At 47.8% G+C, this 16316-nt stretch carries 4 protein-coding genes; all 4 read left to right on the top strand.

Annotated features, from left to right (window positions below):
• The first annotated feature begins 191 nt into the window (after positions 1 to 191).
• The 4 genes from AC3CID_RS04420 to AC3CID_RS04405 are packed head-to-tail and all read left to right on the top strand — an operon-like array spanning position 192 to position 16286.
• On the top strand, positions 192 to 383 hold the full coding sequence (locus tag AC3CID_RS04420) for a hypothetical protein (protein WP_017098773.1): 192 nt from the start codon (positions 192 to 194) through the stop codon (positions 381 to 383).
• On the top strand, positions 383 to 8197 hold the full coding sequence (locus tag AC3CID_RS04415; protein ID WP_488526994.1) for a phosphopantetheine-binding protein: 7815 nt from the start codon (positions 383 to 385) through the stop codon (positions 8195 to 8197). Before AC3CID_RS04420 ends, AC3CID_RS04415 begins: the two co-directional genes overlap by 1 nt.
• The gene (locus AC3CID_RS04410) at positions 8197 to 10254 is read left to right on the top strand and encodes a PfaB family protein (protein WP_488526993.1); all 2058 of its coding nucleotides are present in this window, start codon (positions 8197 to 8199) and stop codon (positions 10252 to 10254) included. Before AC3CID_RS04415 ends, AC3CID_RS04410 begins: the two co-directional genes overlap by 1 nt.
• Positions 10251 to 16286, top strand: coding sequence for a hotdog fold thioesterase (locus tag AC3CID_RS04405; protein ID WP_488526992.1), 6036 nt, complete (start codon positions 10251 to 10253; stop codon positions 16284 to 16286). The genes AC3CID_RS04410 and AC3CID_RS04405 overlap by 4 nt, the downstream gene beginning before the upstream one ends.
• The last annotated feature ends 30 nt before the right edge of the window (positions 16287 to 16316 follow it).

Here is a 16316-nt window from a genome sequence, read left to right as displayed (position 1 = left end):
CCAAATTCATCTGGTCTGAACAGATCATAGTGGCCTCTGGGAGCATTGTATCGACCACTCACCTCGGGTAGCCTGCTCAACCATTAAACAAATTCACACGTTTTCTTTGCGGATACCGACTTGTCGTTTAGTCAGACTTTGAACAGGATTTTAATGGACATCGCCTCAACATTTGAATGCCACCGTCGCGCATGAAACACCTCCCCTACTCTCGTAAGTCAACGCACTTCGAAAAACTAATTTCAATCTGGTTGCCGCCACTCAGCAACCTGAATTTTCAGCTGCGCTTCCCTAAGTCTGTTTCAGATTTTCTTTCTATAGCTTTAAAAGCGCAGCCTCAAAACACGACATCACTTTCTGTGATTTCTAGTGGAGACTCATAATGAGCCAACCCGAGACAAATACACCGGAATCAGTCGACGATACTCGACTGAATAAACGCCTTAAAGATATGCCTGTCGCTATCGTTGGTATGGCGAGCATGTTTGCAAACTCTCGCTACCTGAATAAATTTTGGGATCTTATCAGCGAAAAGATCGATGCGATTACTGAAGTACCAGATACGCACTGGCGTCCAGAAGATTACTACGATTCAGATCGTACTACGCCAGACAAGTCTTACTGTAAGCGCGGTGGTTTCATCCCAGAAGTAGACTTCAACCCAATGGAGTTCGGCCTTCCGCCAAATATCCTAGAACTGACAGACACTTCACAGCTGCTTTCTCTGATCGTTGCAAAAGAAGTACTTGAAGATGCAAAACTTCCAGAAGGTTACGATCGCGACAAGATCGGTATCACGCTCGGTGTTGGTGGTGGTCAAAAGATCGCTCAAAGCCTAAATGCTCGTCTTCAATACCCTGTTTTGAAAAAAGTCTTCAAGAGCAGTGGTATCAGCGACGATGACAGCGAAATGCTGATCAAAAAATTCCAAGACCAATACATCCACTGGGAAGAGAACTCATTCCCTGGTTCATTGGGTAACGTAATATCAGGTCGTATTGCTAACCGCTTTGACCTTGGTGGCATCAACTGTGTAGTAGATGCTGCGTGTGCAGGTTCTCTAGCCGCAATGCGTATGGCTCTAAGTGAGCTGGTTGAAGGCCGCAGTGAAATGATGATCACAGGTGGTGTGTGTACTGATAACTCGCCAACCATGTACATGAGCTTCTCTAAAACACCTGCATTTACCACCAATGAAACCATTCAACCTTTCGATATCGACTCAAAAGGCATGATGATTGGTGAAGGCATCGGCATGGTTGCTCTTAAGCGTCTTGAAGATGCAGAGCGCGACGGCGACAGAATCTACTCAGTGATTAAAGGTGTGGGTTCTTCTTCGGATGGTAAGTTCAAGAGTATTTATGCACCTCGCCCTGAAGGACAAGCAAAAGCACTAAAACGTGCTTACGATGATGCTGGTTTCGCACCGCACACGCTTGGTCTTTTAGAAGCGCACGGTACAGGTACTGCAGCGGGTGATGTAGCTGAATTTGGTGGCTTAAACTCGGTATTCAGTGAGAACAATGAAGAGAAGCAACACATTGCGTTAGGCTCTGTGAAATCTCAAATTGGTCACACCAAATCAACTGCGGGTACTGCCGGTTTAATCAAAGCTGCATTAGCACTGCACCACAAAGTACTGCCGCCAACGATCAACGTATCGGCTCCGAATCCTAAGCTGGATATCGAGAACTCACCGTTCTACCTAAACACACAAACGCGTCCTTGGATGAAACGTGTCGACGGCACACCGCGCCGTGCAGGTATCAGCTCATTCGGTTTTGGTGGCACTAACTTCCACGTTGTATTGGAAGAGTACACGCCAGAACACGCTCGCGGTGACAAATACCGTCAGCGCCAAGTACCGCAAACTCTGTTATTCAGCGCGGAATCTCGTCAAGCACTGATCAATGAGCTCAAGCAGGTTTCAACTCAAGCTGCAGACGCTGCGTTCAAACTGGAAGCGCTTGCTGAGCAACACGCTCTACGTGAAGTTGACGCTAAGCATGCTCGTCTTGGTTTAGTTGTCACTGACCAAGCAGACCTTCAAGCGCAACTGACTCAAGCAGTTTCTATGCTTGATAGCCAAACCAAAGCACATTGGCAGATGCCAAACGGCACTAGTTACCGTGAGTCGGCACTGATTGCTGAAAACGGTGCAGGTAAAGTGGCAGCGCTATTTGCAGGTCAAGGTTCTCAATACCTCAACATGGGTCGCGAGCTTGCATGTCACTACCCTGAAATGCGTCAACAGCTTGCTCAAGCGGATCAAGTATTTGGTCAACACAAGAAAACGGCTCTGTCGCAAATTCTGTTCCCAATTCCAACTTTCACACCAGAAGCAACCAAAGCTCAAGAAGCGGTGTTAACCAATACGGCCAATGCTCAAAGTGCGATTGGTACTGTGTCTATGGGTCAGTTCGACATCATGACTCAAGCTGGCTTCAAAGCTGACATGGTCGCAGGCCACAGCTTTGGTGAATTAAGCGCACTATGTGCTTCGGGTGTTATCTCGCAAGACGATTACTACCAGCTAGCTTTCGCTCGTGGCGATGCGATGGCTGCGACACCTGAACAAGGCGACAGCGGTACTATGTTTGCGGTCATCCTAGACGCAGACAAGCTTCCAGCCGTTGAAAGCTGCATCAGTCAATTCGAAGGCGTGAGCATTGCCAACTACAACGCCCCGACTCAACTGGTTATTGCAGGTCCAACTGCGACGGTTCAACAAGCAGCACAAGCGCTGACAGAACAAGGCTTCAAAGCAATCGCTCTGCCTGTATCTGGCGCGTTCCACACTCCACTTGTTGCTCACGCTCAAAAACCATTTTCTGCTGCAATTGACAAAGCTTCATTTAGCGCTCCAACGCTGCCGCTTTACTCAAACGCAACGGGCAAACTGCACAGCAAAGACGCGAAAGCGATCAAGAAAACATTCAAGCAACACATGCTGCAATCGGTTCGTTTCAGCGAGCAAATTGAAGCGATGTATGAAGCAGGCGCGCGCGTATTCGTTGAGTTCGGTCCGAAAAACATTCTTCAAAAGCTGGTTGAGAAAACATTGGCTGATAAGAACGAAGAGCTTTACGCAATCAGCATCAACCCAAGCCCTAAAGGCGACAGTGACCAACAGCTTCGTTTAGCTGCGGTTCAACTGTGCGTAGCAGGTGTTTCATTAGACAACATTGACCCTTACCAAGCTGACATTGCTGAACCTGCAAAGGCATCACCAATGAACATCAAGCTGAATGCAACCAACTACATCAGCCCTGCTACTCGTAAGAAAATGGATCAATCATTGGCTTCGGGCAACGTCACCGAAAAGACTGAGATTGTTGAAGTGAAAGTTGAAGTCGAGAAAATCGTGGAAAAAGAAGTGATTAAAACAGAAATCGTTGAAGTACCTGTGGCTGCTCCTCAAGCTTCAAATGTGCAACAGTCAGTTGCTCCTGCACCAAGTGCACAAGTAGTAACAGCAGCTCAGAAGCCTCAAGTGGCGCAACCTGCTCCAGCGACTATTCAGCCAGCAGCTCAAGTAACAGTTGATGAATCTTCACTGCAATCGTTCTTCAATGCTCAACAACAAGCAGCAGAAGTACATCAGCAATTCTTGGCGATTCCTCAGCAATACGGTGACACGTTCAACACCCTAATGTCTGAGCAAGCGAAAATGGCAACAGCAGGCGTAGCCATTCCTGAGAACCTACAGCGTTCTATGGAAATGTTCCACCAGCACCAAGCTGAAACGCTAAAAGCTCACGCTCATTACCTAGAGATGCAAGCGCACAGCAACAACTCAGCACTTAATATGCTGACGCAAGGTTCAGCACAAACGGCACAACCAACCTTCGTTGCGCCAGTAAATACTCAGCCAGCGATTCAAGCTCCAACTACTCCAGCAGCTATCGTCCAACAGCCTGTAGCTCAAGTACAAGCGACTCCTGTACAAGCCGCGCCAGTTCAAGCTCAGTCTGTTCAAGTTACGCCAGTACAGAAAGCCGTTCCTGCTCCACAAGTAGCCGCTCAAGCAGCAGCACCGGTTGCAGCTCAGCCTGTGCCAGTTAAAGCACAACCGGCTCCTGTAGCTGCACCTGTAGCAGTACAAACAGCCGATGCTGAAAAAGTGATGCTAGAAGTGGTCGCTGAGAAAACGGGTTACCCAACGGAAATGCTTGATCTAGAAATGGACATGGAAGCAGACCTTGGTATCGACTCAATCAAGCGCGTAGAGATCCTTGGTACCGTTCAAGACGAAATGCCGAACCTACCTGAGCTGAACCCTGAAGATTTAGCTGAGTGTCGTACTCTTGGTGAAATCGTTACCTACATGAACAGCAAGATGCCAGCATCTGCGCCTGTTGCTGCACAGCCAAGCGCAACCGCTCCTGTTCAAGCAGCTAACGGTCTTGATGCAAAAGTCGTTCAACAAACCATGCTAGAAGTGGTTGCTGAGAAGACAGGTTACCCAACGGAAATGCTTGATCTAGAAATGGATATGGAAGCAGACCTTGGTATCGATTCAATCAAGCGTGTTGAGATTCTTGGTACGGTTCAAGATGAACTGCCTACTCTTCCAGAGCTAAACCCTGAAGACTTAGCTGAGTGTCGCACTCTTGGCGAAATCGTTGCCTACATGAACAGCAAGCTTCCAGCTTCGGCTCCCGTGTCTTCACAAGCAGCAGTAGTTGCTCCGGCAACAGCTAGCAATGGTCTAGATGCGGCTGTCGTTCAAAAAACCATGTTAGAAGTAGTCGCAGAGAAGACGGGCTACCCGACTGAAATGCTAGACCTAGCAATGGACATGGAAGCTGACCTTGGTATCGATTCAATCAAGCGTGTTGAAATTCTAGGTACGGTACAAGACGAATTACCGACTCTTCCAGAGCTCAACCCTGAAGACTTAGCTGAATGTCGCACTCTAGGCGAAATTGTTGACTACATGAACAGCAAGCTTCCAGCTTCTGCTCCAGTAGCAACTCAAGCATCTGCACCAGCGCAAGCAGTATCAAACGGTTTAAACGCAGAGCAAGTTCAAAGCACAATGCTGAGCGTAGTGGCTGATAAAACTGGCTACCCAACAGAAATGCTCGACCTAGCAATGGACATGGAAGCAGACCTTGGTATCGACTCAATCAAACGTGTTGAGATCCTTGGAACGGTTCAAGACCAGCTACCAACATTGCCAGAGCTGAACCCTGAAGATCTAGCTGAGTGTCGTACTCTTGGCGAAATCGTTGACTACATGAACAGCAAGTTAGCTCCTAGTTCGGAAGCAGCTACAGCCGCTGTAGAAAGCACGAGCAATGACCTAAATCCTGCTCATGTTCAATCAACAATGATGGAAGTGGTTGCCGATAAAACTGGCTACCCCGCAGAAATGCTCGACCTAGCGATGGACATGGAAGCAGACCTTGGTATCGACTCTATCAAACGCGTTGAGATCCTAGGTACAGTTCAAGACCAGCTACCAACACTGCCAGAACTAAACCCTGAAGACCTAGCTGAGTGTCGTACGCTTGGTGAAATCGTTACTTACATGCAAAGCAAGCTATCCGCTGCTGCACCCGTAGCGACTGCTAAAGCTGAATCAGTAACGCCTATCGCAGAAACAGCGACAGCGGAACTTCCTCCACACAATGAGGTAGCGCTAAAAAAGCTACCAGCGGCAGATAAACTCGTCGATTGTTTCTCAAAAGACGCTTGTGTCGTGATCACAGATGATGGTCACAACGCTGGTGTTCTAGCAGAAAAGTTGACCGCTAACGGCATTCAAGTTGCTGTAGTGCGTAGTGCTCTTTCTGCCGCGTCACCTTTAAACAGTGAAATCGCAAGCTACACACTTAACAGCGTCGATGATGCTGGTGTGACAGCTGTGATTAACGACATCGAAGCAGACCTTAAAACGTCGAACAAAGTGATTGCTGGCTTCATTCATTTACAAGCTATCGTTGATGCGAAACAAAGCAACGAGCAAGCAGTTAACTTGAATGCAGACTCAAGAGCTTCACTAACCACAGCGTTCTTATTCGCGAAGCACCTAAATGGTCAGCTGAATACCGTTTCTGGTCGCAGTGTGTTCTTCACGCTAAGCCGTATCGATGGTGGCTTTGGTTACCTAGATACTAAGCAATTAGCGAATGCAGAACTCAACCAAGCCGCGTTGTCTGGTCTAACTAAGACACTGAGCCATGAATGGTCAAACGTGTTCTGCCGTGCATTGGATGCTGACGCTTCTATTGATGCTCGTCACCTAGCTGAAGCTATCACAGGCGAACTGTTCGATATCGATACCAACACGGTTGAAATCGGTCTTAGCCATGCAGAAAACGGTGAATCGGGTCGTGCAACATTGATTGCGGCAACACCAGGTGCTGCACAAACCAAAAACACAGGTGCTCAACTCACCAAGAGCGACAAAGTTCTCGTAACTGGTGGCGCTAAAGGCGTGACGTTTGAATGTGCACTTACGCTTGCTAAGCAATGTAAGTCTCATTTCATTCTTGCAGGTCGTAGTAAGCATATTACTTCAGCTGAGCTACCTCAGTGGGCACAAGGCAAGCAAGAGAAAGAGCTAAAACCAGCGGCTATCGCTCACCTACAAGCAACAGGTGACAAACCAACGCCAAAGAAAGTTGATGCCTTACTAAAACCTGTATTGAGCAGCCTTGAAATCAACGCAGCACTTGCCGCTTTCAACGAGATTGGCGCGAGCGCTGAGTACCTAAGCCTAGATGTGTCGAACCATGAGTCTGTAGCGAAAACACTGGCGAATTTCGACGGCATCACGGGTCTTATCCACGGTGCAGGTGTACTGGCTGACAAACACATTCAAGATAAAACACTTGATGAACTGAACATGGTTTACGGCACGAAAGTGGGCGGACTAGAAGCGGTTCTTGGTGGTCTTGATAGCAGCAAGCTAAAGTTGATTGCGATGTTCTCTTCGGCGGCGGGTTTCTACGGAAACACAGGCCAAAGTGACTACTCGATGTCTAACGAGATCCTAAACAAAGCGGCTCTACAACTGTCTGCGCGTAACCCTCAAGCGAAAGTGATGAGCTTCAACTGGGGACCGTGGGACGGTGGCATGGTCAACGCAGCACTGAAACGTATGTTCACAGAGCGCGGCGTGTACGTAATTCCTCTTCAGGCAGGTGCAGAGCTGTTTAGTTCTCAACTACTGAACGAAACTGGCATTCAACTGCTGGTTGGTACGAGCATGCAAGGTTCTGACAACAAGGAAGCTGCTGTAAAAAAGCTTAATGCGGAGTCTGTGCATCTTGCAAAGAGTCCGCTGAATACAAGCATCACTGTGACACGTCATCTTGATCCAAAGGCATTGCCTTTCATTCAAGATCACTGCATTGCCGGTAACCCTGTGTTACCGACAGTGTGTGCCATCCAATGGATGCGTGAAGTCGCAGAGCAACTGTTAGGGGTGAACGTTAGCGTTCACAACTACAAACTGCTTAAGGGTGTGATTTTTGATACTGATGAAGTGCAAGAGCTGAAACTGGTTCTTTCTTCTGATGCTAAATCAAAAGATCAGCTAAAAGCGGTGATCAGTTGCCAAGGGCGACCACAGTATCAAGCTCAGTTGCAAGTTGCCTCTGTGCAAGTGTCTGAAGATGTTCAACAAGCGTCAGTAAAACGCTTTGAGGCCAACACTTCAGCACCTGTAACAACGGCACAAGCTCTATACAGCGACGGCACTCTGTTTCACGGACCAAGACTGCAAGGTATTACCTCAGTCGAACGCTTTGACGACTTAGGTTTATTGGCTCAATGCCAGTTGCCTCAGATTGAAAACAGCGACTGTGGAGCATTTATTCCTAAGCAAGGCTTTGGCGATAGCCAGCCATTTGCTGAAGATTATCTGTTGCAAGCAATGCTGGTATGGGCTCGATTGAAATACGGTGCGGCAAGCCTACCGTCTGCAATCGGTGAGTTTGTTTGTTACGCACCGATGCACAATGGTGACCAAGGTTGGCTAGAACTGAACGTGATAAAAAGCACGGCTCGTTCTCTGCAAGCTGATATCTCGCTTTACCACCAAGATGGTCGTTTAAGCGCAGTAATGAAAGGTGCAAAAGTCACCATCAGCAAGAGCTTAAACGACGCATTTTTGCCGAAGTCTAGCTCAGCAGTATCGAAGAAAGAGGCTACTAAGAACGCAGAAAAGGAGCAATTGTCATAGTGACTGTTCCTTCTAATAAAGCGATGCCATTGCGCATCGCTCTTTTAGCTCAGCCAGCAAACGCGGCTGAGCTTTCTGCCGACTTATTCCCCTCGTTCCCAGACATGATAACTGTTGTGGTTGATGGCAATTTTAATCAAGCACTTAGCCGTGCGATTGAGACTGTAAATCAAGGCACTACTGTTAAACTCTGTTTGGATTCTCACTCACCATCATTGTTGATGTTAAGTGCGTTGAATGCTGCTCAGAATAAGATTCACCCACACGCGAATTTAGCGGGCTTTGCCGAAACTCTCGATCTAAATAATGGAGATAGCGTTCAGCTTGCTCTGGATATTGCACACCGCCCCGCGACAGATTTAAGCCATCAACAACAATATTCTGCACTCTCTGCTTCGCAGCAGTTTGATGAATTGTTGAATATGGTTAATGCGATATCGAGCCGTTCATTGCCGAGCTATTCATTACCGAGCCACTATTGGTTCACTGAGCCGAACAAAGCACGTGTTGCTGCGTTAACTTTCAGTGACGATAGCCAAAAAGCCACCAGCCTGATATTGACTCAAGCGACCGGTTTTCAAGAACCAAAACCCTTGCTATCAAGCGAGCGTTTGATGTTTGTGGTTTCAGGCAACGAACAAGCCGAATTGGTTTCTCAGTTAATCTCGTTAAGAGAAGAGCTTAAATGCGTTAGTGATTCAGCGGACAGCGAACTTACTATCGCCAGCTTAATGCATTCAAACCTAAGTCACTTCCAAAGCGTTCAGCACAATGTTGTCCGTGGTGCGAACATCGTGATTCAAGCCGCTTCAATTGATGCTGCAATACAAGAGATCACAGCGCTAGAAAATGCGTTGCCAAAAGTAATGGCAGACAATAGCCACTACAAAACGCCTGCGGGCAGTTGTTTCTCACCCAAGCCTCAAAGCAAAGGTGGCGTTGCATTTGTTTACCCTGGTGTTGGCACGGTTTATCCCGGTATGTTGCGTGAATTTCACCACCATTTCCCACAGTTGTTTGCTCGTTTAGAACGCGAAGGTAACTTGAAAGAGATGCTGCAGGCTGACAAAACCTACGCTGAAGACGCGCAAGAAATGTCGCTTAGTGAATTGGCCATTGCAGGTGTGGGCAGTAGTTATCTATTAACACAACTGCTATGTGATGAATTCAAAGTACAGCCAGATTTCGCTTTGGGTTACTCCAAGGGTGAAGCCTCCATGTGGGCGAGCTTGAATGTTTGGAAAAACCCACATGCGCTGATTGAGATGACTCAAACTAGCCCTATTTTCACGACGGCTATTTCTGGTGAACTCACCGCAGTGCGTCAAGATTGGCAGCTCAACGGCGACGAAAGCATCCAATGGAACAGCTTTGTGGTTCGCAGTGATGCGCAAGCGATTGAGACTCTGTTACCAGAGTTTCCACGCGCTTATCTCGCTATCATCCAAGGTGACACTTGCGTACTGGCAGGCTGTGAAAGCACCTGTCGTGCTCTGCTCAAGAAACTGGGTAAACGTGGCATTGCCGCGAACCGTGTTACCGCAATGCACACCACACCAGCGCTAAGTCAGCATAGCCAAGTGCAGGAGTTTTACACTCAACCACTGTTCGACGAGTTGCCAAAGCATATCCGCTTTATCAGCGCAGCAGGTCTACCGACTGGCGCACCAATCAATATCGACAGCGACAGCATCGCCCTTTCGATTGCCGACACTTTCTGTTCAACGTTAGATTTCACCGCGTTGATCCAGAGTGCGCGTCAACAAGGTGCGCGTCTGTTTGTCGAAGTAGGTGCCGATCGTCAAACCAGCACATTGATCGACAAGATCAATCGTAGCGACGACGTAGCCGACCAGTACTGCACAATCGCTTCCAATGCCAAAGGCGGTGACGATGTTGTCACGCTCATCAAGTGTATTGGCCAGCTCATTACTCATCAAATTCCACTGTCTGTCGAGCCTCTTATCCAAGGGCTAGAACAACAGATCACCGCCGCTAAGCAATTAAGTGGTGCGTCTCAAGGCAGCGCAGTGAATCATCAAGGAGAGCTAGTATGAGTTCTCAATCGAAACCATCTCAATATAAATATCAGGCTCAAAACAAACAGCAAGTGAAGTGCAATAAGATCGCGATTGTTGGTATTGCTAACCAATACCCAGAAGCGGATACACCAAAAGACTTTTGGCAAAACTTGCTGAATAAAAAAGATTCTCGCACCACATTAAGCGCTGAAAAGTTAGGTGCTAAACCTGAAAGCTATCAGGGCGTGCAAGGTGAATCAGACCGCTTTTACTGTGACAAAGGCGGCTACATCGAAAATTTCAATTTCGATAGCAATGGCTACCGCTTAACAGCAGAGTCATTCAACGGTGTTGACCAAAGTTTCCTATGGGCTTTGGATACCAGCCGTAAGGCGTTAATCGACGCTGGCATTGATTTAAATGCCAATATTTTAGAGCGCACAGGCGTGATTATGGGTGCCCTTTCGTTCCCAACCACACGTTCAAACGACCTGTTTCTGCCGATGTATCACTCGGTGGTCGAGAAAGCACTACAAGCTAAATTGGCTAATGACCAATTTTCACTGCTACCAACCAATGAAACCGCGCAAGACCTCAATCCTATCAATGGTGCAGCGGCACACAACGCCTCTAAGTTAGTGGCTGATGCGCTAGGTTTAGGCAACGTGCAACTTAGCCTAGATGCGGCATGTGCAAGCTCAGTGTATTCATTGAAGTTAGCGTGTGATTACTTGAACACGGGCAAAGCCGACATGATGTTGGCAGGCGCGGTATCCGGTGCTGACCCATTCTTTATCAATATGGGTTTTTCCATCTTCCACGCTTACCCTGACCACGGCGTGTCGGTTCCGTTTGATAGCAACAGTAAAGGTCTATTTGCTGGCGAAGGTGCCGGTGTTTTAGTCCTAAAACGCTTAGCTGATGCAGAACGTGATGGCGATAATATTTACGCAGTTGTCAGCGGTATTGGCTTGTCGAACGATGGCCGTGGCCAGTTCGTATTAAGCCCAAATAGTAAAGGACAAGTACAAGCCTTTGAACGCGCTTACGAGGCATCAAACCTAACACCAGACAGCATTGAAGTGATTGAGTGTCACGCAACCGGCACACCATTAGGTGACAAGGTTGAGTTAACCTCAATGGAGCGTTTCTTTGCTGACAAATTGAATGGTTCTAACCCGCCATCGATTGGCTCTGCGAAGTCAAACCTCGGCCACTTACTGACTGCTGCGGGTATGCCGGGGATCATGAAAATGATCTTTGCGATGAAAGAAGGCGTGCTTCCTCCAAGTATTAATTTGGACAAGCCACTATCGTCACCAGAGGGTTTATTTGGCTCACAAACTCTGCCAACGCAGGTTCAACCTTGGCCAAGTAAAGCGGGTAACTCAGAGCGCTGCGCGGGTGTTTCTGTCTTTGGTTTCGGTGGCTGTAACGCTCACTTACTGCTTGAAGCGTATTCAGACACGAGTCATGTAAACCAGACTTTAGAGTCAGCGTCTCCAAGCCTACAGCCGTCTAATTTAAGCATTACTGGCCTCGCGTCTCACTTCGGTTCTCTGCAAAGCATCAATGCGCTGAGCACTGCGATTGAAACCAACAACGATGCTTTCATTGCTTTACCTAAGAAACGCTGGAAAGGCTTAGACCAACATCCAGAATTACTGAATCAGTTTGGTTTACGCGGCATTCCAAACGGAGCCTACATCGACCAATTCGATCTCGATTTCCTACGTTTTAAAGTGCCGCCAAACGAAGATGACCGTTTGATCTCTCAGCAGTTGCTACTGATGAAAGTTGCAGACGAAGCCATCAAAGATGCCAAGCTTGTAGCAGGCCAAAAGGTTGCAGTACTCGTTGCGATGGAAACAGAGCTTGAGATGCACCAATTCCGTGGACGCGTAAACCTGCATAGCCAACTGGCTGACAGCTTTGCCAACATGGGTATCGAACTGACTCAAGACGAATACCAAGCGCTAGAAACCATCGCGATGGACAGTGTGATGGACGCAGCCAAGCTGAACCAATACACCAGTTTCATCGGTAACATCATGGCTTCGCGTATCTCTTCATTGTGGGACTTTAACGGCCCTGCCTTTACGATTTCAGCCGCTGAACAGTCGGTTGCTCGTTGTATCGATGTCGCGCAAAACCTAATATCGCAAGAATCCATGGACGCAGTCGTGATTGCCGCCGTTGACCTTAGCGGCAGTGCAGAACATGTGATTCTGAAGAACAGCGTGAACCCAGTCTCACTTTCTCCAAAATTCGGACAACCGCAAGACGGCAGTTGGAATGTCGGCGAAGGCGCAGGTGCAATTGTTCTTGTGGAAGAAAAACGAGTAGCGAGCAACCAAGATGCGGCTTACGGCAGCATCAACGCATTGGCTTTTGGTTCAAGCGAGAATAACAACGCCGTTGTTGATGAGTTACTGACTCAAGTCGGTATGAGCTCGAACGGTGTTTCTCTGCTTGAGCTTAACCATGCACCAGAATCTTCATCACATCAGTCTTCATCTCTAAGTTTAGGGAACACAAAGACGACTCAAGCAAGTCAGCGTGTAGGTCACTGCTCTGCAGCCTCTGGTATGGCAAGCCTGCTACACGGTCTACTCAACCTGAACCTTGAGTCTCTGAATCCAAATGTCAGCTCTAAGAGCGCGATTGTTGCCAACATCAGCGAAGGACAATGTTCACAGCTGCTACTAAGCCAATCGAGTGTTGAATCTCAATCACTATCGGTTCGTTTGAACAGTGAACTGGCGAGCGATGCTAAACGCCAATTGGTTAAGCAAGTAACATTAGGTGGTCGCGATATTTATCAACATATTGCTCAAACCCCAGTGACTAACTTGGCTGCGATTCAGCAGAAAGCTTCTGGTAAACAAGCAGCAAGAGTGGCGTCGATTCCAACGACAGCAAGCATTCAAGCAGCCCTTGCACAAAAAGAGTTAGAGAAGAATGCATTAGCGCAGAACGCGGTAGAGCCAGTCATCGAAACTCCTACATCAGTATCCCCTACTCTGGCGCCAACTCGCCACAGTCAGCTAACAGGTAACCACAGCAATATGACTCATGTCCTATCCGCTAAAAATGGCACGTCTCAAATCGACGCTAATACGGATGCTGCATTACAGCCGTCTGTAACACCACACAACCAAGCTTTTGCTCAAAACCAGCAAGCAGCGCAGCAAGTACACAAAGCATTCCTGCACACTCGTGCCCAAGGCATGCAAATGGCTGATGCACTATTGAAAGCACAGTTAAACGCAATTACGTCTGGTTTAGATAGCTCAGCCCTTATTCAACAAACGAATGGTCAACAAAAAAATGGTCAACAAACGAATGGTCAGCAAACATTAGCTCAGACTGTTCAAGCTCAACCGGCTCAGGTTCAGTCAGAACCAGTCAACGTATTAGCGACGCCAGCACCAGTAAAACCTATCCGTAAGCCATGCATTTGGGATTACGATGATCTGGTTGAATACGCGGAGGGCGATATCGCCAACGTATTTGGTCCTGATTACGCAATCATCGATAGCTATTCGCGCCGCGTTCGCTTGCCAACTACCGACTACCTATTGGTATCTCGTGTAACCAAGCTCAACGCAACCGTTAACGAGTACAAGCCAAGCACCATGACCACCGAATATGACATCCCGGTTGATGCGCCGTATCTTGTTGATGGTCAGATCCCTTGGGCTGTAGCGGTAGAATCTGGTCAGTGTGACCTAATGCTGATCAGCTACCTAGGTATCGATTTTGAAAACAAAGGCGAGCGTGTTTACCGCTTGTTAGATTGTACGCTGACCTTCCTTGGCGACTTGCCTCGTGGTGGCGATACACTGCGTTACGATATCTCAATCAACAACTTTGCTCGCAATGGCGACACGCTGCTGTTCTTCTTCTCGTACGAATGTTTCGTTGGCGACAAGATGATCCTGAAAATGGATAACGGCTGTGCGGGCTTCTTCACTGATGAAGAGCTAGCAGATGGCAAAGGTGTGATTCACACTGAAGATGAAATCAAGGCGCGTAAGCTTGCCACTAAGCAACGCTTCAACCCTATGTTGCACTGTCCTAAAACCCAATTTAACCACCAAGAACTGCGTCATCTACTGACTGCCAACATTGCAGAATGTTTTGGCCCAACTCACCAATCCAATAGCCACCAGCCTTCTCTATGCTTCAGCTCAGAGAAGTTCATGATGATCGAAAAGGTTAGCCGTGTTGAACCGCAAGGCGGCACATGGGGACTTGGTCTGATTGAAGGTCATAAGCAGCTAGAGCCTGAGCACTGGTACTTCCCTTGTCACTTCAAAGATGACTCAGTAATGGCTGGCTCTTTGATGGCAGAAGGTTGTGGTCAACTGCTTCAATTCTTCATGATGCATCTTGGCATGCACACGCTTGTTCAAAATGGTCGTTTCCAACCGCTTGAAAATGCCCCTCAACAAGTGCGTTGTCGTGGTCAAGTTCTACCACAATCGGCAGAACTGACGTACCGCATGGAAGTAACTGAGATTGGTCTAAGCCCTCGCCCATACGCGAAAGCTAACATCGATATTTTGCTGAACGGCAAAGTGATTGTTGATTTCCAAAACTTGGGTGTGATGATCAAAGAAGACGACGAATGTACTCGTTACTTCCCTTCTTTAGAGACAGCTAAGATCTTAGTTGCTGACACCGTAGCAGAGACAACGGTCGCGACTCCTGTTATCGAAAACTTGGGCCATACACCAGCAGTGAACCAACAGGCTTCAGCAAATGCGCCCTTAATGGCTCAAATTGAAGACCTAGCAACAGCGCCAAACAAAGGTGTAGTTCCACTTCAACACGTTGAAGCTCCGGTAACGCCTGATTACCCGAACCGCACGCCAGACACAGTTCCGTTCACGCCTTATCACATGTTCGAGTTCGCAACGGGTGATATCGAGAAATGTTTCGGTCCTGATTTCTCTATCTACCGTGGAATGATCCCACCACGTACTCCGTGTGGCGACTTGCAGCTAACTACACGTGTGGTTGAGATTGAAGGTAAACGTGGTGAATTCAAGAAACCATCTTCATGTATCGCAGAATACGAAGTGCCAGAAAACGCATGGTACTTTGATGAAAACAGCCACCAAACCTTGATGCCTTACTCGGTATTAATGGAGATTTCACTGCAGCCAAACGGCTTTATCTCTGGCTACATGGGCACAACACTGGGCTTCCCGGGTGAAGAGTTATTTTTCCGTAACCTAGACGGCAGCGGCAAAATGCTACGCAATGTCGATTTACGTGGCAAAACCATCACCAACGATTCTCGTCTGCTTTCAACCGTAATGATGGGCACCAACATCGTACAGAGCTTCAGCTTTGAGCTAAGCACTGACGGTGTGCCTTTCTACCAAGGTACGGCAGTATTTGGTTATTTCAAAGGCGCAGCACTGAAAGACCAATTAGGTTTGGACAACGGTAAAGTGACTCACGCATGGCACGTTGATAACAATCGCACGCCAGACGTAAACATCAACTTGCTAGACAAAACGAGTCGTTACTTTAATGCACCTGTTTCTGCTACTGGTGAAGTGCAAGAGCACTACCAACTGGCTGGCGGTCGTTTGAACTTCATCGATACAGTGCAGATCACTAGCGATGGTGGTAAAGACGGTCTGGGTTACCTATACGCTGAGCGCACTATCGACCCAAGTGATTGGTTCTTCCAGTTCCACTTCCATCAAGACCCAGTAATGCCCGGCTCTCTAGGTGTCGAAGCGATCATCGAGTTAATGCAAACCTACGCACTAAACAAAGATCTTGGCGCTGGCTTCCGCAATCCGAAATTTGGCCAAATCCAATCTGAAGTGAAATGGAAATACCGTGGTCAGATTAACCCTCTGAACAAACAGATGTCACTGGATGTACACATCACTGCAATCAAAGACGAAGACGGTAAACGCATCATCGTTGGCGACGCAAACCTGAGCAAAGATGGTCTGCGTATTTATGAAGTGAAAGACATCGCAATTTGTATCGAAGAAGCCCCTGCTACCGATAAAGCTTCTGGTATCAATAAAGCTTAAGCCGCCATTAGAGACAAAGAATTAGGAAAG

This window comes from Vibrio sp. QJM3NY_21 (genome assembly GCF_057785975.1).
This window is presented reverse-complemented; position numbering and strand designations above follow the sequence as displayed.

Bases quoted from the DNA above. Each gene is read 5' to 3' on its own strand.
- AC3CID_RS04405 (WP_488526992.1), top strand. From the start codon at position 10,251: ATGAGTTCTCAATCGAAACCATCTCAATATAAATATCAGGCTCAAAAC.
- AC3CID_RS04420 (WP_017098773.1), top strand. From the start codon at position 192: ATGAAACACCTCCCCTACTCTCGTAAGTCAACGCACTTCGAAAAACTA.
- AC3CID_RS04415 (WP_488526994.1), top strand. From the start codon at position 383: ATGAGCCAACCCGAGACAAATACACCGGAATCAGTCGACGATACTCGA.